Source organism: Microbacterium sp. NPDC088619 (assembly GCF_044752825.1).
Taxonomy (GTDB): domain Bacteria; phylum Actinomycetota; class Actinomycetes; order Actinomycetales; family Microbacteriaceae; genus Microbacterium.
In genome coordinates this window covers 1,291,625-1,315,317 of record NZ_JBIVLZ010000001.1, presented here as the reverse complement: position 1 = coordinate 1,315,317, position 23,693 = coordinate 1,291,625, and the positions used below count along the sequence as shown (strand labels likewise).

Sequence of the window (23,693 nt, the reverse complement as noted above, 5' to 3'; positions counted from 1 at the left end):
CGATCAGAGCTGGTGACCGAGCTTGTACTCGCCCTGCTTGTACTCGGGCATGTCCTTGTCGTCGTCCGGGCGGGTGTACGAGAACCCGTCGGCGCCGATCGTGACGGCCATCTCTGAGCTGTCGGTGCGGGCGACCACGGGCTGGGGGTTGCCGTCGAGGTCGAGAACGAGAGAGGCCTCGGTGTACCAGGAGGGCACCACCGGGTTGCCCCACCAGTCCCGACGCTGGTTGTCGTGCACGTCCCACGTGATCACCGGGTTGTCGGGGTCGCCGGTGTAGTAGTCCTGCGTGTAGACCTCGACGCGGTGCCCGTCGGGGTCGCGCAGGTACAGGTAGAACGCGTTCGAGACGCCGTGACGGCCGGGCCCGCGCTCGATGGCGTCGGACCGGCGGAGGGCGCCGAGCTTGTCGCAGATCGCGAGGATGTTGTGCTTCTCGTGGGTCGCGAAGCACACGTGGTGCATGCGGGGACCGCCGCCGCCGGTCATCGCCGTGTCGTGCACGGTGGGCTTGCGGCGCATCCACGCGGCGTACACGGTGCCCTCGTCGTCCTGGATGTCTTCCGTCACGCGGAAGCCCAGATCCTGCATGAACTTCACGGCGCGGGGCACATCGGGGGTGACCTGGTTGAAGTGGTCGAGGCGCACGAGCTCGCCGGGGGTGTGCAGGTCGTAGCGCCACGACATCCGCTCGACGTGGTCGGACTGGTGGAAGAACTCGATCGGGAAGCCCAGCGGATCGACCACGCGCACCGAGTCGCCGACGCCCTTGACGAAGCCTTCGGGGTTGCGGCGCACATCGCAGCCGAGCTCGGTGTAGAACGCGACGGCGAGGTCGAGGTCGGCGGCCGAGCGGACGCGGTACGAGAACGCGGCCACCGCGGCGATCGGGCCCTTGCGCAGGACGAGGTTGTGGTGGATGAACTCCTCGGTCGAGCGGAGGTAGATGGCCTCGTCGTCCTCCTCCGTGACGTAGAGGCCCAGCACATCGACGTAGAACACCCGCGATGCTGCCAGGTCGGTGACGACCAGCTCCATGTAGGCGCAGCGGAGCACGTCAGGGGGCGTGCTCTCGGGGGTGGCGACCGGGTTGTCGGTCTGGATCGGAGCCTCCTGGCTCACGTAGTAGCCCGATGACGTCAGCGTCTTCGCAGTCTTGTCGGTCATGTCAGGTCCTTGCTCAGTTCTTGCCGAAGGTCGGGTTGTGGGCGCCGCCGAGCGTGATGTGCACACTCTGCTGGTCGGTGTAGAAGTCGATCGAGCGGTAGCCGCCCTCGTGGCCGAGGCCAGAGGCCTTGACGCCGCCGAACGGGGTGCGCAGGTCGCGCACATTGTTGCTGTTCAGCCACACCATGCCCGCCTCGACGGACTGCGCGAAGTTGTGGGCGCGCTTCAGATCGTTGGTCCAGATGTAAGCGGCGAGACCGTACTTCGTGTTGTTCGCGAGCGCGAGCGCCTCTTCGTCGGAGTCGAACGGCGTGATCGCGACGACAGGTCCGAAGATCTCCTCCTGGAAGATGCGGGCGTCGGGGGAGACGTCGGCGAACACCGTCGGCGCGACGAAGTTGCCCTCGTCGAACCCTTCGGGGCGACCGCCACCGGCGACGAGGCGGCCCTCGGTCTTGCCGATCTCGACGTAGCTCATCACCTTGTCGTAGTGCTCGGGGTGCACGAGGGCGCCGACCTCGGTGGCCGGGTCGTGCGGGTAGCCGACCTTGACGCGCTTCGCCTGCGCGGCGTATCGCTCGACGAACTCCTCGTAGATCGAGCGCTCGACGAGGATGCGGGAGCCTGCGGTGCAGCGCTCGCCATTGAGGGAGAACACTCCGAAGATCGTCGCGTCGACCGCGGCCTCGAGGTCGGCGTCGGCGAACACGACGGCGGGGGACTTGCCGCCGAGCTCCATCGAGAGTCCCTTGAGGAACGGGGCGGCGTTGCCGAAGATCAGCTGCCCGGTCGAGCTCTCGCCCGTGAACGAGATGAGCGGCACGTCGGGGTGCTTCACGAGGGCGTCACCAGCGTCTTCGCCGAGGCCGTTCACGAGGTTGAAGACGCCCTTGGGCAGGCCGGCCTCCTCGAAGATGCCCGCCCACAGCGAGGCGGACAGCGGCGTGAACTCGGCGGGCTTGAGCACCACGGTGTTGCCCGTCGCGAGCGCGGGGCCGAGCTTCCACGACTCGAGCATGAACGGCGTGTTCCACGGGGTGATGAGCCCGGCGACGCCGATCGGCTTGCGGTTGACGTAGTTCATCTGCTTGCCCGGCACCTTGAAGGCGTCATCGGACTGCGCGACGATCAGGTCGGCGAAGAAGCGGAAGTTCTCGGCGGCGCGGCGGGCCTGTCCGAGCGCCTGGGTGATCGGCAGCCCCGAGTCGTACGACTCGAGCTCTGCCAGGCGGGCGTCACGGGACTCGACGAGGTCGGCGATCCTGTGCAGCACCCGCGAGCGCTCGCGGGGGAGCATCCGCGGCCACGGGCCCTCGTCGAACGCGCGCTTCGCTGCGGCGACGGCGAGTTCGATGTCGGCCTTCTTGCCCGCGGCGGCCGTCGTGTAGGTCTTGTTGGTCACGGGGTCGAGCACATCGAAGGTGTCGCCGTCGACCGAGTCGACGAACGCGCCGTCGATGTAGTGCTGGATGTGGTCGGGCAGATCGGCGGGGATGCGGGAATCGGTCATGACTCGTCTCCTGGGTTGTGGTGAGAACGGGTGTGCAGCGCATCGAGGAAGGCGTCCCTCGTGCGCAGGCGGTGATTTCGGGCGGCGAGCTCGATCTCGAGCGGGTCAGCGCCCGATCGGATCAGCTCGAGGATCTGCGTGTGCTCTTCGACGGAATGCTGGGCGCGGCCGGGCACATAGGCGAACGTCGAGTCGCGGATGCCGGAGAGCCGCGCCCACCCTCGGTGCACGAGGTCGAGCAGGTGCGGGTTCGGGCAGGGCTCGAAGAGCAGAGAGTGGAACTGTCGGTTGAGCTCGGTGAACGCGTGCGCATCGAGGTGCCCGAGCATCTGAGTCATCCGCTCGTTGACGGCCTCTGCTGCGTCGAGCGTCTCCGGGTCGAGCAGCGGTGCCGAGAGTGCCGTGGCCGCACCTTCGACCAGGCCGAGCGTCTGCATGGTGTGCGCGTACTCGCTCTCGTCCACGAGAGTGACGCGGGCGCCGACGTTGCGCTCGAAGGTCACGAGACCCTCGGCTTCGAGGCGCCGGATGGCTTCGCGCACCGGCACGACGCTCATGCCCAGCTCTTCGGCCAGGGAGCCGAGCACGAGGCGGTAGCCCGGGCCGAAGGCATGTGCCGAGATGCGCGAGCGGATCCAGGCGTAGGCCTGCTCCGATTTGCTGGAGTTGGAGACCGCGGTCACGAGTGCGACCCTTCCTCAGACCCCGCGCCCGTGGCGGCCTCGTACTTGGCGCGCCATTCCGCGTCGAGCGGGAACAGCCCGTCGACGGGGTGCCCGGCCGCGACCTGCTCGGCGATCCAGGCGTCTTCGATCTCCTGAGCGAGAGTGTCGTCCGCGACCTGCTCGGCAAGAGAGGGCGGGATCACGACGACGCCGTCGCTGTCGCCGACGATGATGTCGCCGGGCTGCACCGTGGCGCCGCCGCACGAGATCGTGATGTCGGAATCCCACGGCACGTGCTTGCGTCCGAGGACAGACGGGTGCGCGCCCTGCGAGAAGACCGGCAGTCCGATCTCGGCGACCGCGTCGAAGTCGCGCACGCCGCCGTCGGAGACGACGCCCGCCGCCCCGCGAGCGCGGGCACGCAGCGCGAGGATGTCGCCGAGGGTGCCGGTCGTCGCATCGCCTCGGGCCTCGATCACGATGATCTCGCCCTCGTCGACGGCGTCGAACGTGCGCTTCTGCGCGTTGTAGCCGCCGCCGTGGGTCTTGAACAGATCCTCCCGGAAGGGCACGAAGCGCAGCGTCTTGGCGGTGCCCACGATCTTGCTGCCGGGGATGTTCGCTGAGACGCCGTCGATGAAGCACGAGTGATGGCCGCGTTTGCGCAGCTGGGCGGAGAGGCCGGCGGTCGGCGCCTCCATCAGCTTGGCGCGCAGCGCGGGGGAGAGCGCGGGAACAGCCTCGGCAGGCGCAAGTCCGGCCTCTTCACGAGAGCCCCAGGCTTCGGTGCGCTGCAGGTCATCGACGGCGGGCAGCGAGCCGATCTCGGCGTCGAACGGCGCGTCGCCCTGCGTGACCGTGGTCACCAGGCGTCCTGACGACGGCGCGCCCTCGGCATCCGGCGCGTCGACCTCGACCTCGACCACGTCGCCCGGGACGATCACGGAGGACCCCGCGGGGGTGCCGGTGAGGATGACATCGCCGGGCTCCAGCGTGAAGTGCTGAGAGAGGTCGGCGACCAGCTGGGCGAGCGGGAAGATGAGACCGGCCGTGGTGTCGTCCTGGCGCAGCTCGCCGTTGACCCAGGCGCGTACGCGCAGAGCGGCGGGGTCGACGGCGCGGGCGTCGATCAGCTCGGGGCCCAGGGGCGTGAATCCGTCGCCGCCCTTGGAGCGGACGTTCGAGCCCTTGTCATTGGCGCGCAGGTCGTAGATCCCGAGATCGTTCGAGGCGGTGACCCAGCCGACGTGGCTCCAGGCGTCATCGAGTGAGACCCGACGGGCGGGGGTGCCGATCACGAGGGCGATCTCGCCCTCGAAGGCGAGCAGCTCGGTGCCGGCCGGGCGTTCGACGGTGCCACCCGAGACGCCGACCGAACTGGCCGGCTTGAAGAAGTAGGAGGGGGCTGCGGGCCGCCGACCCCGCTGATCGGCACGGGAGGCGTAGCTCAGGTGGATCGCGATGATCTTGCCGGGGCGGGTCATGGATGCCGTCACGGGGCGCCTCCTCGCGCTTTGCGTCGACGCCTTGTGCGTCGTATTCGAAATCATATATCATCGTGTCACCCCTCGGCAAGCAACTCGAAACACCTCGTGCGCGAGCCGTGACAATGCGGTCACAATCAAAGGAGACACCCCTATGAGCGGGCAGTCACAGGCGGGGTTCACCCCCACCGGAACAATCGCGACACCGGCCGATCGGCGCCGGGTCGTGTTCGCCACCGTCGTCGGCACCACCGTCGAGTGGTACGACTTCTTCATCTATGCCACGGCCGTCGGCCTGGTCTTCGGACAGCTGTTCTTCGAACCGCTGGGCGCGAACAGCGCCATCGTCGCCTTCGCGACCGTCGGCGTCAGCTTCCTCTTCCGCCCGCTCGGAGCCTTCCTGGCCGGTCACTACGGCGACAAGCTGGGGCGCAAGACGGTGCTCATGTGGACGCTGATCCTGATGGGAGCGGCGACCGCACTGATCGGTGTCCTGCCGACCTATGAGGCGATCGGCATCGCCGCCCCGATCCTCCTGGTGCTGCTGCGCATCCTGCAGGGCATCTCGGCCGGTGGCGAGTGGGGCGGCGCGGTGCTGATGGCCGTCGAGCACGCGCCGAAGTCGAAGCGCGGGATCTTCGGCGCCTCACCCCAGATCGGCGTGCCCCTGGGGCTGCTGCTCGCATCGGGCGTGATGGCGCTCATGACCGTCATCGCCCCGGGGGATCAGTTCATCCAGTGGGGCTGGCGCATTCCGTTCCTGCTCAGCGTCGTCCTGATCCTGGTCGGCTACTACGTGCGCCGCAAGGTCGAGGAGAGCCCGGTCTTCATCGAGCTCGCCGAGCGCAAGGAGAAGGCGAGCATGCCGATCGTGCAGCTGTTCCGCAAGCACCTCCTGCTCGTCATCGTCGCCGCCCTCGTCTTCGCCGGAAACAACGCGGTGGGATACATGACGACCGGCGGGTACATCCAGGGCTACGCCACCAACCCCGAGGGTCCGATCGGCCTCGAGCGCGGCCCCGTGCTGTGGGCTGTCGCCGGGTCGGCCGTCACCTGGCTCATCACGACTCTGATCGCGGGGTGGCTGTCCGACCGGATCGGCCGGCGCACGACGTACATCATCGGCTGGATCATGCAGCTCGTCGGTGTCTTCACGCTCTTCCCGCTGGTCAACACCGGCGAGATCGGTCTTCTGTTCGCCGGCCTCGCGATCCTGACGATCGGTCTCGGGTTCACGTACGGACCGCAGGCGGCTCTGTACACCGAGCTCTTCCCCGCCAGCATCCGCTTCTCGGGCGTCTCGATCTCGTATGCGATCGGCGCGATCGCCGGCGGGGCGTTCGCCCCGACCATCGCGACCGCCATCGTGCAGGCCACCGGCTCGACGCAGGCCGTCACCTGGTACCTCGCCGGGATGACGCTGCTCGGCCTCGTGGCGACGCTGCTGCTGCGTGATCGCTCCGGCATCCCGCTGGGCCCGGATCACGAGGAGGAGCAGTCGGTGAGCCCGATCCGCGGGCTCGCCAAGGTCTGACGCGCGCCGCATCCAGAACGCACGTCCGCCTCGCGGGCGTGCGTTCTGCGTATCCCGACTCAGCCTTCGAGGGCTTCGCGGATCGCGGATGCCGAGCGCCGCAGACGTGCTGCGATCTCAGCGTCGTCGAGGGCCGTGGCGACATGCACGACCGCGATCGCCGAGGGGCGCTGGCCGCGCAGCACGAGCGGCACCGCGACCGATCGCACGGTGGGGATGACCTCGTCGTGACTGGTGGCGTATCCGCGCACGCGCGCCTGCTCGACCTCTGCGTGCAGGGCGGCGGGCGCATCGCCCGGCCATTCCGAGATCGGGAGCTGCGTGAGGATCGCCTTGCCGGGCGCGCCGACGGTGACCGGGTGTCTGGCGCCCGGGCGCTGCGCGACGCTCGCGATCGCGTGCCGGGGCTCGATGCTCGCGAGCGTGATGCAGTCGTCGCCGTCGAGCACACCGAGGAAGCACGTCATGCCGAGTTCGTTGGCGATCGCGGTCAGCTCGGGGATCGCCTCGGCCTGCAGATCGTGGGCGACGCCGGCCGCCAGCGCCGCCATGCGAGGACCCAGAGTCACGGCACCCGACGCGTCTCTCCCGATGAGCCGGTGGTCCTCCAGCGTGCGCAGCAGTCGATACGCGACCGAGCGGTGGACCGCGAGTCGCACCGCTATCTCGTCGATCGTGAGCGGGACCCGCGCATCGGCGAGCACTTCGAGGATCCGGATGCCGCGGCTGAGGGTCTGCGAAGCCGGAGTGCCTTCGGGCATGCGTTGCGCTCCCTTGCGTTTCGGGACGAGCGTCCCTAAGCTGTGTTCAATAGTAGAACGTTGTGTTCGAATATAGAACACGATCGGTTCGAACGCAACGCCCGACAGAGACGTCCGGAAGGAATCGACGACGATGCAGTTCCACCACCACGGCTATGTCTCGGGAGACCCGCGCGTGAAGGATGCGGAGGGCATCGGCACCGAGCGGCCCGCAGACCTCCCTGACGAGATCGACGTGCTGATCGTCGGCTCCGGCCCCGCCGGCATGCTGCTCGCGGCACAGATGTCGCAGTACCCCGACGTGTCCACGCGCCTCATCGAGAAGCGCGAGGGGCGGCTGGTGCTCGGTCAGGCCGACGGCATCCAGCCGCGCAGCGTCGAGACGTTCCAGGCCTTCGGCTTCGCCGAGCGCATCGTCGCCGAGGCGTACAACATCGGATGGATGAACTTCTGGGGGCCGAACCCAGAGAAGCCCGACGAGATCGTGCGGACGTCGCGGACCGCCGACTACGCCTACGACATCTGCGAGTTCCCGCACCTGATCGTCAACCAGGCGCGAGTGCTCGACTACTTCGCGGAGGCCGCGGCGAACGGCCCGGGCCGCATCGCCCCCGACTACGGCATCGAGTTCACCGGACTCACCGTGCACGACGACGGCGAGTATCCGGTCGAGGTCTCGCTGCGCTACGTCGCGGGGGAACGCGCAGGCGAGGAGCGCACGATCCGTGCGAAGTACGTGGCCGGGTGCGACGGTGCGCGCAGCGGCGTTCGTCAGTCCATCGGGCGCACGCATGTCGGCGGCAGCGCGGCGCATGCCTGGGGCGTCATGGACGTGCTCGTCAACACCGACTTCCCCGACTGGCGCACCAAGTGCGCGATCAACTCGGAGGCGGGCAACATCCTGCACATCCCCCGCGAGGGCGGCTACCTCAGCCGGATGTACATCGACCTGGGCGAGGTCGCCGAGGACGACGACCACCGCGTGCGTCAGACGCCGATCGAGGAGATCATCGCCAAGGCGAACGCGATCCTCACTCCCTACACGCTCGACGTGAAGGAGGTCGCCTGGCACAGCGTCTACGAGGTGGGGCACCGGGTCACCGACGGGTTCGACGACGTGATCGACGGTTCCGGTCGCACGCCGCGGGTGTTCCTCACAGGTGACGCCTGCCACACGCACAGTGCCAAGGCGGGCCAGGGCATGAACGTGTCGATGCAGGACGGGTTCAACCTCGGATGGAAGCTCGGGTCCGTGCTCACCGGGCGGGCCCCCGAGGCGCTGCTCGCCACGTACGGCGCCGAGCGCCGGCCTGTCGCCCAGCAGCTCATCGACTTCGATCGCGAGTGGTCGACTCTGATGGCGCGCAAGCCCTCGGAGATCACCGACCCGACTGACCTCGCGACGTACTATCTCGCGACGGCGGAGTTCCCCTCGGGGTTCATGACGCAGTACACCTCGTCGATGATCACCGGCTCTGACGCGCACCAGGGTCTCGCCGTCGGATACCCGCTGGGCAAGCGCTTCAAATCTGCAGAGGTCGTGCGGGTCGGCGACGGCAACGCGATCCACCTGGGACACCACGCCAAGGCCGACGGGCGCTGGCGCGTCTACGCCTTCGCCGGCCGCGACACGGCGAGCCTCGACGCATGGGCAGCAGAGGCTGCGCCGGTGTTCGAGCGGTTCACGCCCGCGGATGCCGACACCGACGCGGTGTTCGATGTGAAGGCGATCTACCAGCAGCCGTATGAAGAGATCGAGGTCACGTCCGCGCCCGCTCTGTTCCAGCCGAAGACCGGTCCGCTCGGGCTCACCGACTGGGAGAAGGTCTATGCCGCTGGGCCGTCGAAGTGGACGGAGACCGACATCTTCGAGGCGCGCGAGCTGTCGCGCGACGGAGTCGTGGTCGTGGTGCGCCCCGACCAGTACGTCGCCGCGATCCTGCCTCTGGACGCCGTGGAGGAGCTCGCCGCATTCTTCGACGGGGCGCTGCTGCCCGCATCCTGAGTCCGTCGCGAGAGCCCCTCGCGCCGTCGGGAGGACACGGGTGAGATGCCTCGCACGGGTGAGGTACCTCTGGCGGGTGTCGGAGGCCGCGCGTACCGTGAGGGTCGATGGGCGAAGTCGCCCCGACAGGAGGAGTGCGCGATGGAGTGGAAGATCGAGCTGATCTTCGTCCCGGTCTCGGATGTCGACCGATCGAAGGAGTTCTACGAGAAGATCGGATTTCATGCCGATCACGACCAGGTGCCGTATGAAGGCCTGCGGTTCGTGCAGATGACCCCTCCCGGGTCGGCCTGCTCGATCGCCTTCGGCACCAACCTCGGCGAGGGGCTCTTGCCCGGCCAGCAGAACACGATCCAGGTGGTCGTGCCGGATGCCGACGAGGCGCTCGCCCACCTTCACGGGCTCGGAGTCGCGGCACAGGGCGTCGATGAGCAGGCGTGGGGGCGGTTCGTCACGTTCGACGACCCCGACGGCAACACCTGGACGCTGCAGGAGCTGCCGGACTACAGCGCTCAGGCCTGAGCGCTGCCGGCGTCGTGCTCAGCGCTCGGTGATCGCGAACAGAGCCTCGGGTGCACCCGAGGGGAACAGGATGCGCGCGCCGGAACGGATGTCGTCCACCGGCACCCAGCGCACGGGGCTGCCCTCGTCGAGGATGCGGAGTTCGGCGTCGAGGGGCACGGCATCGAGCGCTGCGGACGACACCGCGAAGACGTGCGCGATCTCGTGACAGGGTGAGCCCTCGTACGTGAAGATGTTCTCGAAGACGCCGAGAAGCTCCGCAGCGTCGACGACGACGTCGAGTTCTTCTGTGAACTCGCGACGCAGCGCCTCCTCCGCCGTCTCGCCGAACTCGATGCCCCCGCCGATCGCACGGAGGAAGTCGAGCCGACGTGAGCGGTCGTGTCCCTCGAGCGCGAGCAGGTGACCGTCCTTGACGGGGAGTCCGACGGCGATGTTGCGGATGGCGGGCATCCCGGAAGGCTAACGCACCGCCCATGCTCGCGCGCGATCAGCCGATCTGCGTCGCACCCCCGGAGACGACGATCCCGCCGCGTGGAGGGATGGCCACCGTGAGCAGGCTCGGCCGCCGGACATGGGCGCCCTGGTGGATCCGCACGGTCGTCTCGGGGTGGTCGAGTGCGCGCAGATACGCCCCGGTCGATGCTGCGGCCGAGCCGGTCGCCGGGTCCTCGGTGATGCGACCGACGGGGAAGAGGTTACGGGCGTCGAAGTCGGCGGGGCCGGCGGCGTGCAGCACGGTCACGGTGCCGAGCCAGTCGTTCACGCGCATGAGAGCCGCGACCTCGGCAGGGGAGAAGCGGAACTGGTCGAACAGCTCGCGGTCTTCGACGACGAGGATCGGATGCCAGTTGCCGGCGAACGCCTCCTTCGGCGGAAAGCGCTCATCGAGGTCGGACGCAGTGAGGTCGAGCAGTCCGAGCAGGCGCTCGAGCGCTTCGGCGTCGAGGTCGCGCACCTGCGGTTCGACGCTGGTGAACGAGACGGTCACCGCGCCGTCCGCGCCGACCACCGATCGCAGTGCGACCGCGCCTGCGTTCGTGTCGAACACCACGTCGCCCGGGCCGTCGCGCTCAGCGAGGGCCACGGCCGTCGCCACGGTCGCGTGTCCGCAGAACGGCACCTCCGCGGCCGGGGAGAAGTAACGCGCGCGATATCGCGGCGCACCGGAGTCGTCCGCGCGACCGACGAGGAAGGCGGTCTCTGAGAAACCGACATCCGCCGCGATGCGCTGCATCCGCTCATCCGACAAGCCGCCGCCGTCGAGCACGACCCCGGCGGGGTTGCCGCCCTCGGGGGTCGCCGCGAAGGCGCTGTACCGCAGGACACTCGGATCATCCGTCATGACGAGGAGCCTAGCGATCCTGCGGAGTCACGAATTCACGCGGATGATCTCCTGCTGGTACGGCGCGATCACGTCACCCGAGATGCGCAGGTCGAGCAGCAGGAACCTGCGCGTCGCGGGATCCTCTTCCGTCCAGGACGCGAGCCGATCGAGGTCGGCGAGGTTCTTGACGACCACGCCCTCGGCGCCGACCGCAGCGCCGAACGCCGCGAAGTCGACCTCGGGAATCAGCATCGGTCCCTCGGCGAGTCCCTTCAGACCATAGAGGTTGACCTCGGCGCCGTAGGCGGCGTCGTTCCAGATCACTGCGATGCCGCGGCCGCCCGCGGCGCGCACCGCCGACTCGAGGTCGGCGATCGCCATCAGGCCGCCTCCATCCCCAGAGGTGAGGACGACTGTCGACTCCCGGCGGGCGAGAGCAGCACCGACGACACTGGGCCAGCCCTGGCCGATCGATTGGAACGCCGTGCCGACCATCATCATGCGATCGGGTGCCTCGACAGGCCAGTACATGTTCGCCCAGCCGATGAAATGGCCGCCGTCCGAGACGACGACGCGGTCGGAGGGCAGGAGCTCTGCGATGCGGCGGGCGGCCGATCGGGGATCCAGGCGCCCGTCGGGGGCGAGGTCGTCGCCCGCGTCATAGGTTCGCGCGGCCGCGACATCGACGGTTTCACGCCACGGCTGTCCGGGCACAGCGTCGGGTGCCGGTGCCGACGCGCCGTGTGCGACCCCTGCCACCTCGGCCTGGCGGGGCGCTGCTCCGAAATCGTGTCCGGCGTCGGGTCGAGGAGCGGACGACAGGGCGCTGACCCGTGCGACCAGCGCCTCTGCGGCGACACGGGCGTCGGCACGCACGAAGCCGCCGACGTGCGGATGCGTGGCAGCCGGAGCGATGTCGATCTGGAACACCTGTGTTCCCGGGGCGAAGAGCTCGCCGAAGCGCATCGTGAACTGGTTCAGTGACGCGCCGAACACGACCGCGACGTCGGCGGAGTGCACCAGGTCCATCGCCCCGTCCGCGCCGAATCCGCCGGTGACGCCGAGATCGAACTGCGGCTCGGGAAAGACCCCACGGCCGAGAGCCGACGACGCGGTGAGTGCGCCGGTCATCGCAGCCAGCTCTCCGAGGGCCTTCCCGGCGCCAGCCAACCACGCCCCGCGACCGGCCAGCAGGAAGGGGCGGGATGCGCCCCTCAGCGCTGCGGCAATCTCGTCGAGCGTGCCCTCCGCGAATTCGCCGCGGGGAGCGAGCGGCGCGGGAATGCGGGGCGTCGGCGCCTCGGGCACCGCGCCCGCCTCGAGCGATGCCACGTCATACGGGATGGCGAGCACGACGGGGACGCGGTAGGTCAGGGCATGCTCGATCGCGATGACGGTGGTCGCCGCGGCATCCGCATGCCCGACCGTATAGGTGCGAGCACCGACGGCGGATGCGAGGGCGATCTGGTCGACATCCCACGGGCGCGGGCCGGAGGTCGGCTCGTCGCCCACCACGAGCACGAGCGGCACGTGGGCCTGGACGGCCTCGGCGAGGGCCGTGAGGGTGTTGGTGAAGCCGGCCCCGTAGGTCGAGGTGCCTGCGGCGATGCGTCCGGAGGCCCGGAAGTGCGCATCGGCGGCGACCACTGCGCCCTGCTCATGACGGACGGCGGTGAAGACCGCATCCGTCTGGGTCTCGATCGCGTCGAGGAAGTAGGCGTTGCCGTTGCCCATCACGCCGAAGACGGCGTCGATGTGCTGAGCGAGAGTGAGGGCGACGTGCGCGGAGACAGAGGGCATGCGAAAGCCTTTCGAGACAGGGACGGAGAACATTCGTATTCCGTATGTGTCTCGCCCCCGCGTCATCGTGGGGAGCTTCGTGCCTCTTTTTCAGGCACCGGCGTCAGAGAGCGCCGGACGGGTAGATCCTATCGCGCCCGGGCCGACGCGGCGCCGACTTGCGCGCGTAACACCAGCGAAACGGCGGCACGGAAACATGCGGTCATGGAGTCACTGTTCGACGGATACACCTCGCGCCGGTCGCCGCGACGGGCGGGCGCCGCACCCTGGGACGAGATGTTCCCCTCAGACGCATCGGCTGGCGGCGAGGGCGTGCGCCTGCCTTATCAGGACATGTATCCGGCGCTCGCGGCCATGGACGACGCGGAGCTGAGGGCACGCACCGACGCGCTCGCCAGCTCGTATCTCGCTCAGGGCGTCACGTTCGACTTCGCAGGGGAGGAGCGTCCGTTCCCTCTCGACGTGGTCCCTCGCGTGGTCGCCGCGGATGACTGGCGCTATGTCGAGTCGGGAGTGAAGCAGCGTGTGCGGGCTCTCGAGGCGTTCCTCGCCGACGTCTACGGGCCGCAGCTCGCAGTGCAGGACGGTGTGATCCCCGCGTCGCTGATCAGCTCGTCCGCTCACTTCCACCGTCAGGCGGCGGGCGTCGTCGGCGCGAACGGAGTGCGCATCCATGTCGCGGGCATCGATGTCATCCGCGACGAGCTCGGAGCCTGGCGCGTGCTCGAAGACAACGTGCGCGTGCCGAGCGGCGTCAGCTACGTGCTGGCGAATCGGCGGGTGATGGCGCAGACGCTTCCCGAGCTGTTCACGAGCCTGCGGGTGCGACCCGTCGTGGACTACCCGGGCCGCCTCCTGCAGGCTCTGCGCGCGGCGGCGCCAGACGGCGTCGATGATCCGACGGTCGTGGTTCTCACCCCCGGCGTGCACAATTCGGCGTACTACGAACACACCCTGCTCGCGCGCATGATGGGCATCGAACTCGTCGAGGGGCGCGACCTGTTCTGCTCCGGCGGGCGCGTGTGGATGCACACGACTGCCGGCCCGACGCGGGTGGACGTCATCTATCGGCGGGTCGACGACGAGTTCCTCGACCCGCAGCACTTCCGTCCCGATTCTGTGCTCGGTGCCCCTGGTCTGATGCTCGCGGCTCGCCTCGGCAACGTCACGCTCGCCAACGCCGTGGGCAACGGCGTGGCGGACGACAAGCTCGTCTACACGTACGTCCCCGACCTGATCCGCTACTACCTGGGCGAGGAGCCGGTGATCCCGAACGTCGACACCTGGCGGCTCGAGGATCCGGGCGCGCTCGAGGAGGTGCTCGACAGGCTCGACGAGCTGGTGGTGAAGCCGGTCGACGGGTCGGGAGGCAAAGGGCTCGTGGTCGGGCCGGACGCATCGCGCGAGACGCTCGACGACCTGCGCAGTTCGCTGCGGGCCGACCCCCGGGGTTGGATCGCCCAGCCGGTCGTGCAGCTGTCGACCATTCCGACACTGGTGGAAGACGGGTTCCGCCCCCGGCACGTCGACCTGCGTCCCTTCGCGGTGAACGACGGACACGACATCTGGGTGTTGCCCGGCGGACTCACCAGGGTCGCTCTGCCCGAGGGGCAGCTCGTCGTGAACTCCAGCCAGGGCGGCGGCTCGAAGGACACCTGGGTGCTGGATCCCTCTCTGCTCACCGGGCCGACGACGACCGTGGAGGGCGACCCGGATGCGGCGGCAGACGAGGTGTCGCTCGCCACCGGGGCGATCGCCGTCGTGGCCCCGACGCGCGGTGACGCGCACCCGCCGTTCCTCTCGTCGCCGCAGGACGAGGACCTGGAGCTGCGCCATCACCAGCAGCAGCAGCAGCAACAGCAACAGCAGTCGGGAGGAGCGGGATGCTGAGCCGTATCGCCGAGGCGCTGTTCTGGATCGGCCGCTACGTCGAGCGGGCCGACGGCACTGCGCGCATCCTCGATGTGCACCTGCAGCTGCTGCTCGAAGATCCGTGGGTCGACGAGGACACGGCCTGTCGTGCGCTGCTCTCGGTGATGGGCACGACGGCGGACGCCGATACCGTGTTGAGCCGTGACGACGTGGTGAGCCGCCTCGCCCTCGACCGCGAGCACTCCGCATCGATCGCCCACTCGATCGCGGCTGCGAGGGAGAACGCGCGGCGGGCGAGGGAGATCATCTCGACGGACCTCTGGGAGACGCTCAACGAGTCCAACGCGCGGATGCCGCGTCGGATCGCCTCGGACAAGACGCATCCGTTCTTCCGATGGGTCCGCGACCGCTCGGCGCTGGCCTTCGGCGTCGTCGACTCGTCGACTAGTCGTGATGAGGCGTGGCATTTCTTCGTGCTCGGCCGCTCGATCGAGCGCGCCGACATGACCGCGCGGCTGCTGGCGACGCGGTCGCTGACAGAGGCAGGTGGTCCGAGCTGGACGACGCTGCTGCGCAGCTGCGGTGCCTACGAAGCACATCTGCGCAGCCACCGAGCGGTGCCCACGGGCGCGTCCGCGGTGGAGTTCCTCTTGATCGACCGACTGTTCCCCCGCTCGGTGCTCTCCAGCATCCTGCAGGCGGAGGAATGCCTGCGCGGCATCGATCCGGCTGGCGCATTCGGGGTGCCCGACCGCGCTCATCGCGTGCTGGGGCGCATGAGATCGGAGCTGGAGTACCGGCCGATCGGCGACACCGTGCATCGTCTGTCGGAGAGCATGGAGGAGGTCCAGGTGGGGATGTCAGTGGCGAGTGACGCGATCAGGGAGCGGTACTTCCCGTCGATCGCGATGCCGGTGTGGATCGGAGAGGCGCTGTGAGCCGCCTCAAGATCGTGCACCGCACGGGCTTCCGCTACGAGCAGCCGGCGACGGCGTCGTACAACGAGGCGCGGATGCTGCCGCACTCCCGAGAGGGACAGTTCGTGCTGCAGGCGACGCTCGACATCTCGCCGACCGCCACGCAGCACTCATACTCCGACTACTGGGACACGCGGGTCTCGACATTCGAGCTGCTGACACCCCACCAGATGCTCTCGGTCACGGCGACGAGCGTGGTCGACGTCAGGCCGCTGCCGACGGCGACCGCCGGGATCGACTGGGATGAGCTCGCAGCCCGCATACCGCAATCGCTCGCGCTGGCCGAATGCGTCGCGCAGACCCCCGCCACCGCTCCTGATGAGGAGATGCGCGATCTCGCCCTGCACATCGAAGCGGAGGGCGGCGGCGTGGACGAGACCGCACTGGACATCTGCCGCGCGGTCGGGGAGGCGATGGAATACCGCAGCGGTGTCACCGGTGTGGGCTCGACGGCGCGTGACGCCTGGCCCACCCGGTCCGGGGTCTGTCAGGACATCGCTCACGTGGCTCTGGGTGTGCTGCGCGCGGCCGGGATTCCTGCGCGCTACGTCTCGGGCTACCTGCACCCCGACCCGACGGCGGCGATCGGGCAGCCGGTGACGGGGGAGTCGCACGCCTGGGTGGAGTGGTACTCCGGAGAGTGGCGCGGATACGACCCCACCAATCTCGTCGAGGTGGGCGAGTCGCACGTCTACGTCGGGCACGGCCGGGACTACACCGACGTGCCGCCGCTGCGCGGTGTGTACGCCGGACCCAGCGCGTCCGAGCTGTTCGTGTCCGTGGAGATCACTCGTCTCGGCTGAGAGTCGGCAGAGCCCGGGGAGTGCGGCGGTGGGGAAGAATGAGACGATGACGGATGCATCGATCGAGCGCGAGACGCTCACCTGGGACGGCTTCGGATCGGCGACGCGAGACCTCGCGCGCAGCATCCTCGACAGCGGCTTCATGCCCGAGGTCGTGGTGGCCATCGCTCGCGGTGGCCTGCTGCCTGCCGGCGCCATCGCCTACGGCCTCGGCGCGAAGAACTGCGGCGCGATCAACGTCGAGTTCTACACCGGCATCGGCACGGTGCTCGACGCCCCGGAGGTGCTGCCGCCCGAGCTCGACATGGCGTACCTCGACGGTCGTCGCGTGCTGCTCGTCGACGACGTCGCCGACTCCGGTCGCACACTCGCACTCGCCGTGCAGCTGTTGAAGGACAAGGGCGCCGATGTGCGCTCGGTCACGATCTACACGAAGCCGTCGACGATCATCCAGCCCGACTACGCGTGGAAGGACACCGATCTGTGGATCAACTTCCCGTGGTCGTTCCAGGGCACCGTGCGTGAAGAGGATCTCGGGCTCGCGCCGTCCGCCTGAGGGTATCAGCCCCGCTGCAGCGAGCGCAGAGTCTGGATGGTGTCGGCGTCTGCGACGGTCTTGTCGGGGCGATACCCCTTGACGCGGGCGAAGCGCAGCGCGATTCCGCCCGGGTAGCGCGGAGACCGCTGGACGCCGTCGATCGCGATCTCGACCACGAACTCGGGGCGCAGGAAGACCGTGCTCTGGGTGCGTCGCGTCTCGAGTGGCGGGAACTGCTCGGTCTGCCAGCGCAGCAGCTCGTCGGTCAGGCCTTTGAACGTCTTGCCGACCATCACCAGACCGCCCGGATCGCCGAACTCGCCACTCGGATCGAGCGCGCCGAGGTGCAGGTTCGACAGCCATCCCTGGCGCCGACCCGACCCCCATTCGGCCGCGAGCACAACCAGGTCGAACGTGAGCACGGGCTTGACCTTGACCCACGACTTGCCGCGTCTGCCGGCGGCGTAGGGAGCATCGACTCCCTTGACCACGACTCCCTCGTGCCCCGCCACCAGTGCCTCTCGCGACAGTCGTTCGGCAGCCTCGGGGTCGTCGGTCACGATGCCGCGCATGCGCCACTCGCCGACGACCCTCTCGAGTTCGCCGAGGCGGGTCGAGAGCGGCTCGTCGAGCAGATCGCGCCCGTCGACGTGCAGGATGTCGAAGAACCACGGACGCAGGACGAGCTCGCGCGAGACGTCGGCGCCGAACCGCGACATCGTCTCCTGGAACGGTCGGGGGCCGCCGTCTTCGTCGAGAGACAGAGTCTCGCCGTCGAGGATCAGATCGTGGGCGGGAAGGCCTCGCACGATCTCGACGATCTCGGGCACCCTGTGGGTGATGTCGGCCAGGCTGCGGGTGTACACGCTCACGTCGTCGCCGCTGCGGTGCACCTGGATCCGCGCACCGTCGAGCTTGTATTCGACGGACGCCCGGCCTGTGACGTCGAGGGCCGCGGTCGGGGTCGCGGCGGTCGAAGCCAGCATAGGCAGCACGGGGCGGCCGACGACCAGGCTCACCGCATCGAGTTCGGCCTCGGTGCCGGTGATCGCGAGGAGCGCCGTCTCGCCGAGATCGCCCGAGAGCATCGCCGCTCGCCGTACCGACGCCGCCGGTCGATCGGATGCGCGGGCGATCGCGTCGAGCAGCACGCCGCCGAGCGCGCCGGTGCGCAGCTCTCCCCGCATCGCCCGGGAGAGGAGATCCCATTCGTGCTCGGTGGCTCGGTTCGCGAGCGCCGCGAGCGTGGCGGTGCGCGTCGCAGCGGAGCCGGAACCCGACGTGCGAGCGAGAGTCTCGAACCCCTCATCGACGTCGCCGATCGACAGGCTGGGAGAGTCGGCGTGCGAGACGTCGAGTGCGGAGATCCCGCGCCAGCCGACTCCGACCCGGCCTTGACGCGGAGCAGCCAAGAGGATTCCGACGACGACGGGGATCTCATCGCGGTCAGCACGCGCGAGCAGCTGCGACAGCGCATCGATCTTGGCGAGGCGCGATGAGGTCGCGGTGACGGTGTCGGCGGTGGAGACGAGCTCCGAGAGCATCATGCAGGCAGTCTCGCATCGGCATCCGACATCGACGACTCCCTTGCTTTCGCCTGTCCAGGCGCAGTAGGAACGTCCGGCTCAGCGCCCGCGGAACTCCGGCGTGCGCTTCTCCTGGAAAGCCGCGAAGCCCTCGCGGTAGTCGTCGGTGTCGCACAACGCGGCCTGAGCCGCGTTCTCGAGGTCGATCGAGTCCCACAGAGCCAGCCGCTCGTCGCGGATGCGCGTGACGAGCTGCTTGCTCGCCAGGAACGCGGCGGTGGCGCCTCGTGCGGCGGTCGCCGCGGCATCCGTCGTCGTCTGCAGCACCTCGTCGTCGGGGAGGACCCGCGAGAAGAGGCCCGAACTCACGGCTTCCGAGCCGCTCATCAGGCGACCGGTGTAGATCAGGTCGAGGGTCTTATGCGCCCCGAGTCTTTCGACGAAGAGCGCGTGCCCGCCAGAGTCGAGCGTGGCGCCCAGCGCCGCGAAGGGTGAGCCGATCTTGGCGGATTCCGCGACGTAGACGACATCGGTGGCGATCAGCAGCCCGAGTCCGACCCCCAGACAGGCACCGTGTGCGACCGCGAAGGTCGGCGCGGGGAAGCGCGACATTCTCTGCAGCAACGGCGTCACGAGGCCACCGAGGTAGCCCATGACGTCGTCGTCGCGCGGGTCGACCGCCGAGATGTCCCGCCCGGCGCAGAACGCCCGGCCCTCGCCGCGCAGCACGAGCGCCCTGACTCCTGCCGCGTCGGCCTCGTCATAGGCGCGACCGAGATCCCGCAGCGCCTGCTCGTCGAGCGAGTTCAGCTTCGCCGGTGCGTTCAGCACGACCGTGGCGACGTCGTCGGCGATGGTGAGATCGATCATCGGATGCTCCTCAGACGTCGTAGTCGACCACGACTCGGTCGCTCGTCGGGTGGGACTGGCAGGTCAGCACATAGCCGCGGTCGAGCTCGTCGGGTTCGAGGGCGTAGTTCTCGGTCATCGTCACGCTTCCCTCGATGACTCGCGCACGGCACGTGCCGCAGACACCGCCCGCACACGCGAACGGGGCGTCGGGGCGCACCCGCAGCGCCGCGTTCAACACCGACTCGTGCGCATCGACGGGGCTCTCGACGGTCGAGGAGACGCCGTCGAGGTTGACCTCGATGCGGATCGTCTTCTCTCCCGCTCGCACCTCGACGGGGCGCGCTGCTCGCACCGGCTCATCGCCGGTCGTGAAGAGCTCGAACCGGATGTGCTCGCGCTGCACGCCGACGTCGGCGAGCACCTCGCGGCACAGGTCGACGAGCGAGAGCGGGCCGCAGAGGAACCACTCGTCGACGTCGCTCGGATCGATCAGCATCCGCAGGATGGTGCGCAGCTTCTCCTCGTCGATCCGGCCGGACAGTACCGGTGCCGTGCGCTGCTCGCGCGAGAGCACATGGTGCAGCGTCACCCTGGTGGGGTAGCGGTCTTTGAGGTCGGCGAGGTCTTCGAGGAACATCACGTCGAGCGTCGAGCGGTTCGTGTAGAGCAGCGTGAAGCGTGACGAGTCCGAGCGCGTCAGCACGGTGTGCGCCAGTGCCATCAGGGGGGTGATGCCCGAGCCTGCCGCGATGCCGACGACGTGGCGGTCGTCGAGGTCGTCGAGGCCTGAGGTGAACGTGCCCTGCGGGCTCATCACGTCGATCTCGAATCCGGCGTGCAGCCCGGTCTGCGCCCACGTGGAGAAGAGGCCGCCCTCGTCGCGCTTCACGGCGACGCTCAGGCGGGTCGGCAGTCCCGCCTCGATCTCCTCCGCCGTGCGATGCTCGGGGGCGCGACACAGCGAGTACGAGCGGCGCACCTCGGCGCCGTCGAGCGTCGTGCGCAGCGCCACGTACTGGCCGGGCAGGTGGTCGTAGTCGTCGGCGAGCTCTGCCGGCACGGTGAAGGTCACCTCCACGGAGTCGTCGGTGAGCGGACGCACCTCTTCGACGGCGAGAGTGTGGAACCGGGCGCGCTTCTTCGCCGTCGTCGACGCGGCGCGATAGGTGGCGGCCGCCGGAGCGATGCCCGGAGAGGCGAACAGCGACATCAGTGCACCTTGAAGTGGTCGAAGGGCTCGAGGCAGGCGCGGCATTCGAAGAGCGCCTTGCACGAGGTGGATCCGAAGCGGGAGACCTCACGGGTGTCGAGCGATCCGCACCGGGGGCAGCGCACGCTGATGGCGAGCCGGATCGGGCCCGATGAGATCGCCGAGCGCCCGGACGGCGGGGCGATGCCGTACTCCGCGAGCTTCTGCTTGCCGGCATCCGACATCCAGTCGGTCGTCCAGGCGGGGGAGAGCACGAGGCGCACCTCGACCTGCGCGTACCCGGCCGCGGTGAGCGCCAGGATGACGTCGTCACGGATCGTGTCCATCGCCGGGCATCCGCTGTAGGTCGGGGTGATGTCGACTCGCACGACATCACCGTCGATCGCGACGGCGCGCAGCACGCCGAGGTCTTCGATCGTCAGCACGGGAACCTCGGGATCGGCCACTGCGGCGGCGATCCGCCAGGCGGCGGCCTCGGTGTCCGGGCGCAGGATGTCGGTCACCATGATGCCCCCGGATGCCGTCTGGCGAGCACCTGCATCTCGGCGAGCAGATGACCGAGCGGTGACGCGTGCGCCCCTCGTCTGCCGCCGGCGGAGGATGCAGAGACGGCGGGTGTCTCCAGCTCCGCCTCGGCGAACACGGTGTCGATGACCGCGTCGAAACCGGGGCGCAGCGTCGACGGGCGCACGGCGGCGTCGCCGAGCCGCTCGATCAGGGGTTCGTCGCGGAAGAGCTCGTCGACGTAGGGCCAGACATCGCCCAGCGCGCGGATGATCCGCTGCCGCGACTCGTCGGTGCCGCCGGCGAGGCGAAGCACCCACTGCACAGAGTGGTCGCGGTGGTAATCGACCTCTTTGAGCGACTTCTCGGCGATCGCCGAGAACGTCGGCTCGGTGCTCCCTCGCAGAGCGGAGTAGAGCTCGAACATGTAGGTCGACACGACGAACTGACGCGCGATCGTCTGCGCGAAGTCGCCGTTGGGCTGCTCGACTATCCAGGCGCTGCGGAAGTCCGGCTCATCGCGGAAATATGCCAGATCGTCTTCGGAGCGTCCGTCGTACGACCCCGCGAAATGCAGGAACGAGCGGGCATGTCCGAGCAGATCGAGGGCGATGTTGCCGAGCGCGACGTCCTCTTCGAGTTCCGGCGCGCGGGCGATCCACTCGCCGAGCTGCTGAGAGAGGATCAGGGCGTCGTCGCCGAGCCACAGCGCGTACTCGGCGATGTCGGCGGATGCCGCCGTGGAGCCTGTTCCCGTGAGCTCCTCGCTCAGTCGCAGCTCGTCGACCGACACGTCGCCGTGCAGGTCGCCGTGGGGGTCCGCATGGATCTCGTTCACAGGTGCGGCACCCCTTCGGACGCCGTGTAGTACACGGCATGCCGGTAGTTCTTGCCTGCGGGGCTCTCGAAGTAGGCGCCCTTGGCATCGGGGTCGCTCGTCGTGATCGCATCCGCCGGAACGGCCCAGATAGACACGCCCTCGCCGCGGCGCGTGTAGAGGTCGCGGGCGTTGCGGATCGCCATGTCGGCATCCGGGGCATGCAGGGAGCCGACGTGCACGTGGCTCAGACCGCGATTCGCGCGGACGAAGACCTCCCAGAGGGGCCACGGTTCGCGTTCGTCGGACCCCGGCGTCGCCATCATGCCACCGCCTTCGTCTTCAGCGCCTGCTTGCGGGCGTACTCGGCCGCGGCCTCACGCACCCACGCGCCCTCCTCGTGCGCCGTGCGGCGGCGCTCGAGTCGTTCGGCGTTGCACGGACCGTTGCCGCGCAGCACCTCGAAGAACTCGTCCCAGTCGATCTCGCCGATGACGTACTGCCCTGTCTCGTCATCGAAGCGCAGATCGGGGTCGGGGAGGGTGATGCCGAGGATCTCTGCCTGCGGCACGAGCATGCCGACGAAGCGCTGGCGCAGCTCGTCGTTGGTGAAGCGCTTGATCTTCCACTTCATCGACTGAGCGGAGTTGGGGGACTGGTCATCCGGCGGCCCGAACATCGCCAGACTCGGCCAGTACCAGCGGTTCACGGCGTCCTGTGCCATCTGCTTCTGCTCATCGGTGCCCTGCATGAGCGAGAGCAGGATCTCGAATCCCTGCCGCTGATGGAACGACTCCTCCTTGCACACGCGCACCATCGCGCGTCCGTAGGGTCCGTACGACGCCCGGCACAGCGGCACCTGGTTGCAGATCGCGGCACCGTCGACGAGCCACCCGATCGCGCCCATGTCGGCCCAGGTGGGGGTGGGGTAGTTGAAGATCGACGAGTACTTGGCCTTGCCGCTGATGAGCTGGTCCATCATCTCGTCGCGGGTGATGCCGAGGGTCTGCGCGGCGGAATAGAGATACAGGCCATGGCCCGCCTCGTCCTGCACCTTCGCCATCAGGATCGCCTTGCGCTTGAGGCTCGGTGCCCGGGTGATCCAGTTGCCCTCCGGCTGCATTCCGATGATCTCGGAGTGCGCGTGCTGCGAGATCTGACGGATCAGCGTCTTGCGGTAGGCATCGGGCATCCAGTCTCGGGGCTCGATGCGCTGCTCGTTCGCGATGAGCTCGTCGAACAGGCGCTCGTCATCGGAGAGTTCGCCATCGACGAGGGAGAGATCTGCGGGGCTGGTCATCATCGACTCCTCGGTATCCGATCGGCTTTACTGACCGGTCGTTAGGTAATTCTGACACGCCCGTCCGTCGTGCGCAAGAAGCGGCGCTCAGCGGGAGCGCGAGACGAGATCGAGAAGAGCGAGGCCGTATGCCTCCGAGGGGTCCGGATGCTCGAAACGCAGGGTCTCACCGGCGATCTCGGCCTCGACGACGAAGGCGTCGGGAAGGCGGGTAAGTGCGCGGAACGTGCCGCGCAGCAGCTCGCGCAGCTGATCCTCGCGGGGGAGCCATACGGCATCCGCCAGCGTGACCGCGTCGAGCGCCCACTCGGTGGTGCCGTTGAAGGCGAGGTCGGTGCCGCTGGGGGTCTGTCTCGCCTCGATCGTCATCGCACTCACGGTGAAGACGTCGGCCTCGGCCTCGAGCTCGACATCGTTCGGGAGGTCGAGCTGGAAGCGATCGCCCTCGGAGGGATGCCACACGAGTCCGGCATCACGCAGGGACACGGCCAGTTCTCGGGTGATCATCGTTCCACGGTA

At 68.7% G+C, this 23,693-nt stretch carries 23 protein-coding genes; 7 read left to right on the top strand and 16 right to left on the bottom strand.

All coding sequences use genetic code 11. The features are described 5' to 3' along the window. Positions 1–3 precede the first annotated feature (3 nt). From hpaD to ACIP5T_RS06620, 4 genes are read right to left on the bottom strand one after another with little or no spacing between them, the layout of a single operon-like run. Entirely contained in the window at positions 4–1,167 is a 1,164-nt protein-coding gene (hpaD, locus tag ACIP5T_RS06635) for a 3,4-dihydroxyphenylacetate 2,3-dioxygenase (RefSeq protein WP_400861688.1), read from the bottom strand. Between the two features lie 13 nt (positions 1,168–1,180). Next, positions 1,181–2,677 (bottom strand): 5-carboxymethyl-2-hydroxymuconate semialdehyde dehydrogenase, encoded by a 1,497-nt coding sequence (hpaE, locus tag ACIP5T_RS06630; protein WP_400861687.1) that lies wholly within the window; start codon positions 2,675–2,677, stop codon positions 1,181–1,183. Beyond that, entirely contained in the window at positions 2,674–3,360 is a 687-nt protein-coding gene (locus tag ACIP5T_RS06625) for a GntR family transcriptional regulator (protein ID WP_400861685.1), read from the bottom strand. Before ACIP5T_RS06625 ends, hpaE begins: the two co-directional genes overlap by 4 nt. Next, on the bottom strand, positions 3,357–4,826 hold the full coding sequence (locus ACIP5T_RS06620) for a fumarylacetoacetate hydrolase family protein (RefSeq protein ID WP_400864649.1): 1,470 nt from the start codon (positions 4,824–4,826) through the stop codon (positions 3,357–3,359). Before ACIP5T_RS06620 ends, ACIP5T_RS06625 begins: the two co-directional genes overlap by 4 nt. A gap of 154 nt (positions 4,827–4,980) precedes the next feature. Here ACIP5T_RS06620 and ACIP5T_RS06615 point away from each other — a divergent pair, with 154 nt between their 5' ends. Beyond that, positions 4,981–6,360 (top strand): MFS transporter, encoded by a 1,380-nt coding sequence (locus ACIP5T_RS06615; RefSeq protein ID WP_400861684.1) that lies wholly within the window; start codon positions 4,981–4,983, stop codon positions 6,358–6,360. A 59-nt stretch (positions 6,361–6,419) separates the two neighbouring features. On the opposite strand, the gene ACIP5T_RS06610 is transcribed toward ACIP5T_RS06615, so the two are convergent. After that, on the bottom strand, positions 6,420–7,121 hold the full coding sequence (locus tag ACIP5T_RS06610; protein ID WP_400861682.1) for an IclR family transcriptional regulator: 702 nt from the start codon (positions 7,119–7,121) through the stop codon (positions 6,420–6,422). A 133-nt stretch (positions 7,122–7,254) separates the two neighbouring features. Between ACIP5T_RS06610 and ACIP5T_RS06605 the strand changes: the two genes are divergently transcribed. Then, positions 7,255–9,126 (top strand): FAD-dependent monooxygenase, encoded by a 1,872-nt coding sequence (locus tag ACIP5T_RS06605; protein WP_400861680.1) that lies wholly within the window; start codon positions 7,255–7,257, stop codon positions 9,124–9,126. A gap of 141 nt (positions 9,127–9,267) precedes the next feature. Next, the gene (locus ACIP5T_RS06600; RefSeq protein ID WP_400861679.1) at positions 9,268–9,648 is read left to right on the top strand and encodes a VOC family protein; all 381 of its coding nucleotides are present in this window, start codon (positions 9,268–9,270) and stop codon (positions 9,646–9,648) included. 18 nt (positions 9,649–9,666) lie between these two features. Here the strand turns inward: ACIP5T_RS06600 and ACIP5T_RS06595 are convergent, their stop codons facing one another. The 3 genes from ACIP5T_RS06595 to ACIP5T_RS06585 are packed head-to-tail and all read right to left on the bottom strand — an operon-like array spanning position 9,667 to position 12,775. Next, the gene (locus ACIP5T_RS06595; protein WP_400861678.1) at positions 9,667–10,101 is read right to left on the bottom strand and encodes an NUDIX hydrolase; all 435 of its coding nucleotides are present in this window, start codon (positions 10,099–10,101) and stop codon (positions 9,667–9,669) included. A gap of 37 nt (positions 10,102–10,138) precedes the next feature. Next, positions 10,139–10,993, bottom strand: a complete 855-nt coding sequence (locus ACIP5T_RS06590; protein ID WP_400861676.1) for a PhzF family phenazine biosynthesis protein — start codon at positions 10,991–10,993, stop codon at positions 10,139–10,141. Between the two features lie 27 nt (positions 10,994–11,020). Next, complete coding sequence (locus ACIP5T_RS06585; RefSeq protein WP_400861674.1) at positions 11,021–12,775, bottom strand: thiamine pyrophosphate-binding protein; 1,755 nt, start codon at positions 12,773–12,775, stop codon at positions 11,021–11,023. Between the two features lie 204 nt (positions 12,776–12,979). On the opposite strand from ACIP5T_RS06585, the gene ACIP5T_RS06580 reads away from it, so the two are divergent. From ACIP5T_RS06580 to ACIP5T_RS06565, 4 genes are read left to right on the top strand one after another with little or no spacing between them, the layout of a single operon-like run. After that, positions 12,980–14,665, top strand: coding sequence for a circularly permuted type 2 ATP-grasp protein (locus ACIP5T_RS06580; protein ID WP_400861673.1), 1,686 nt, complete (start codon positions 12,980–12,982; stop codon positions 14,663–14,665). Further along, on the top strand, positions 14,659–15,585 hold the full coding sequence (locus ACIP5T_RS06575) for an alpha-E domain-containing protein (protein WP_400861671.1): 927 nt from the start codon (positions 14,659–14,661) through the stop codon (positions 15,583–15,585). The genes ACIP5T_RS06580 and ACIP5T_RS06575 overlap by 7 nt, the downstream gene beginning before the upstream one ends. Next, complete coding sequence (locus tag ACIP5T_RS06570; RefSeq protein WP_400861669.1) at positions 15,582–16,427, top strand: transglutaminase N-terminal domain-containing protein; 846 nt, start codon at positions 15,582–15,584, stop codon at positions 16,425–16,427. The genes ACIP5T_RS06575 and ACIP5T_RS06570 overlap by 4 nt, the downstream gene beginning before the upstream one ends. A 46-nt stretch (positions 16,428–16,473) precedes the next feature. Then, positions 16,474–16,983, top strand: coding sequence for a phosphoribosyltransferase (locus ACIP5T_RS06565; protein WP_210097298.1), 510 nt, complete (start codon positions 16,474–16,476; stop codon positions 16,981–16,983). A 5-nt stretch (positions 16,984–16,988) separates the two neighbouring features. Here ACIP5T_RS06565 and ACIP5T_RS06560 read toward each other — a convergent pair whose 3' ends face one another. The 8 genes from ACIP5T_RS06560 to ACIP5T_RS06525 all read right to left on the bottom strand — a co-directional run bounded on the left by ACIP5T_RS06560 (position 16,989) and on the right by ACIP5T_RS06525 (position 23,681). Continuing rightward, a complete protein-coding gene (locus ACIP5T_RS06560; RefSeq protein WP_400861667.1) occupies positions 16,989–18,512 on the bottom strand; it encodes an ATP-dependent DNA ligase in 1,524 nt (507 codons plus the stop codon). Between the two features lie 78 nt (positions 18,513–18,590). Next, on the bottom strand, positions 18,591–19,361 hold the full coding sequence (locus ACIP5T_RS06555; protein WP_400861665.1) for an enoyl-CoA hydratase/isomerase family protein: 771 nt from the start codon (positions 19,359–19,361) through the stop codon (positions 18,591–18,593). Between the two features lie 10 nt (positions 19,362–19,371). Next, the gene (gene paaE, locus ACIP5T_RS06550) at positions 19,372–20,553 is read right to left on the bottom strand and encodes a 1,2-phenylacetyl-CoA epoxidase subunit PaaE (RefSeq protein ID WP_400861663.1); all 1,182 of its coding nucleotides are present in this window, start codon (positions 20,551–20,553) and stop codon (positions 19,372–19,374) included. Next, positions 20,553–21,059: a 1,2-phenylacetyl-CoA epoxidase subunit PaaD gene (paaD, locus tag ACIP5T_RS06545; protein WP_400861661.1), complete on the bottom strand. Its 507-nt coding sequence runs from the start codon at positions 21,057–21,059 to the stop codon at positions 20,553–20,555. Before paaD ends, paaE begins: the two co-directional genes overlap by 1 nt. Continuing rightward, positions 21,053–21,895, bottom strand: a complete 843-nt coding sequence (gene paaC / locus ACIP5T_RS06540) for a 1,2-phenylacetyl-CoA epoxidase subunit PaaC (protein ID WP_400861659.1) — start codon at positions 21,893–21,895, stop codon at positions 21,053–21,055. Before paaC ends, paaD begins: the two co-directional genes overlap by 7 nt. Then, complete coding sequence (gene paaB, locus ACIP5T_RS06535; protein WP_210097303.1) at positions 21,892–22,197, bottom strand: 1,2-phenylacetyl-CoA epoxidase subunit PaaB; 306 nt, start codon at positions 22,195–22,197, stop codon at positions 21,892–21,894. The genes paaC and paaB overlap by 4 nt, the downstream gene beginning before the upstream one ends. Then, positions 22,197–23,174 (bottom strand): 1,2-phenylacetyl-CoA epoxidase subunit PaaA, encoded by a 978-nt coding sequence (gene paaA / locus ACIP5T_RS06530; protein WP_400861657.1) that lies wholly within the window; start codon positions 23,172–23,174, stop codon positions 22,197–22,199. Before paaA ends, paaB begins: the two co-directional genes overlap by 1 nt. Before the next feature lie 87 nt (positions 23,175–23,261). Continuing rightward, positions 23,262–23,681 (bottom strand): pilus assembly protein CpaE, encoded by a 420-nt coding sequence (locus ACIP5T_RS06525; RefSeq protein WP_400861655.1) that lies wholly within the window; start codon positions 23,679–23,681, stop codon positions 23,262–23,264. Positions 23,682–23,693 lie beyond the last annotated feature (12 nt).

Bases quoted from the DNA above. Each gene is read 5' to 3' on its own strand.
- hpaD (WP_400861688.1), bottom strand. From the start codon at position 1,167: ATGACCGACAAGACTGCGAAGACGCTGACGTCATCGGGCTACTACGTG.
- hpaE (WP_400861687.1), bottom strand. From the start codon at position 2,677: ATGACCGATTCCCGCATCCCCGCCGATCTGCCCGACCACATCCAGCAC.
- ACIP5T_RS06620 (WP_400864649.1), bottom strand. From the start codon at position 4,826: ATGACCCGCCCCGGCAAGATCATCGCGATCCACCTGAGCTACGCCTCC.
- ACIP5T_RS06615 (WP_400861684.1), top strand. From the start codon at position 4,981: ATGAGCGGGCAGTCACAGGCGGGGTTCACCCCCACCGGAACAATCGCG.
- ACIP5T_RS06610 (WP_400861682.1), bottom strand. From the start codon at position 7,121: ATGCCCGAAGGCACTCCGGCTTCGCAGACCCTCAGCCGCGGCATCCGG.
- ACIP5T_RS06605 (WP_400861680.1), top strand. From the start codon at position 7,255: ATGCAGTTCCACCACCACGGCTATGTCTCGGGAGACCCGCGCGTGAAG.
- ACIP5T_RS06600 (WP_400861679.1), top strand. From the start codon at position 9,268: ATGGAGTGGAAGATCGAGCTGATCTTCGTCCCGGTCTCGGATGTCGAC.
- ACIP5T_RS06595 (WP_400861678.1), bottom strand. From the start codon at position 10,101: ATGCCCGCCATCCGCAACATCGCCGTCGGACTCCCCGTCAAGGACGGT.
- ACIP5T_RS06590 (WP_400861676.1), bottom strand. From the start codon at position 10,993: ATGACGGATGATCCGAGTGTCCTGCGGTACAGCGCCTTCGCGGCGACC.
- ACIP5T_RS06585 (WP_400861674.1), bottom strand. From the start codon at position 12,775: ATGCCCTCTGTCTCCGCGCACGTCGCCCTCACTCTCGCTCAGCACATC.
- ACIP5T_RS06580 (WP_400861673.1), top strand. From the start codon at position 12,980: ATGGAGTCACTGTTCGACGGATACACCTCGCGCCGGTCGCCGCGACGG.
- ACIP5T_RS06575 (WP_400861671.1), top strand. From the start codon at position 14,659: ATGCTGAGCCGTATCGCCGAGGCGCTGTTCTGGATCGGCCGCTACGTC.
- ACIP5T_RS06565 (WP_210097298.1), top strand. From the start codon at position 16,474: ATGACGGATGCATCGATCGAGCGCGAGACGCTCACCTGGGACGGCTTC.
- ACIP5T_RS06560 (WP_400861667.1), bottom strand. From the start codon at position 18,512: ATGATGCTCTCGGAGCTCGTCTCCACCGCCGACACCGTCACCGCGACC.
- ACIP5T_RS06555 (WP_400861665.1), bottom strand. From the start codon at position 19,361: ATGATCGATCTCACCATCGCCGACGACGTCGCCACGGTCGTGCTGAAC.
- paaE (WP_400861663.1), bottom strand. From the start codon at position 20,553: ATGTCGCTGTTCGCCTCTCCGGGCATCGCTCCGGCGGCCGCCACCTAT.
- paaD (WP_400861661.1), bottom strand. From the start codon at position 21,059: ATGGTGACCGACATCCTGCGCCCGGACACCGAGGCCGCCGCCTGGCGG.
- paaB (WP_210097303.1), bottom strand. From the start codon at position 22,197: ATGGCGACGCCGGGGTCCGACGAACGCGAACCGTGGCCCCTCTGGGAG.
- paaA (WP_400861657.1), bottom strand. From the start codon at position 23,174: ATGACCAGCCCCGCAGATCTCTCCCTCGTCGATGGCGAACTCTCCGAT.
- ACIP5T_RS06525 (WP_400861655.1), bottom strand. From the start codon at position 23,681: ATGATCACCCGAGAACTGGCCGTGTCCCTGCGTGATGCCGGACTCGTG.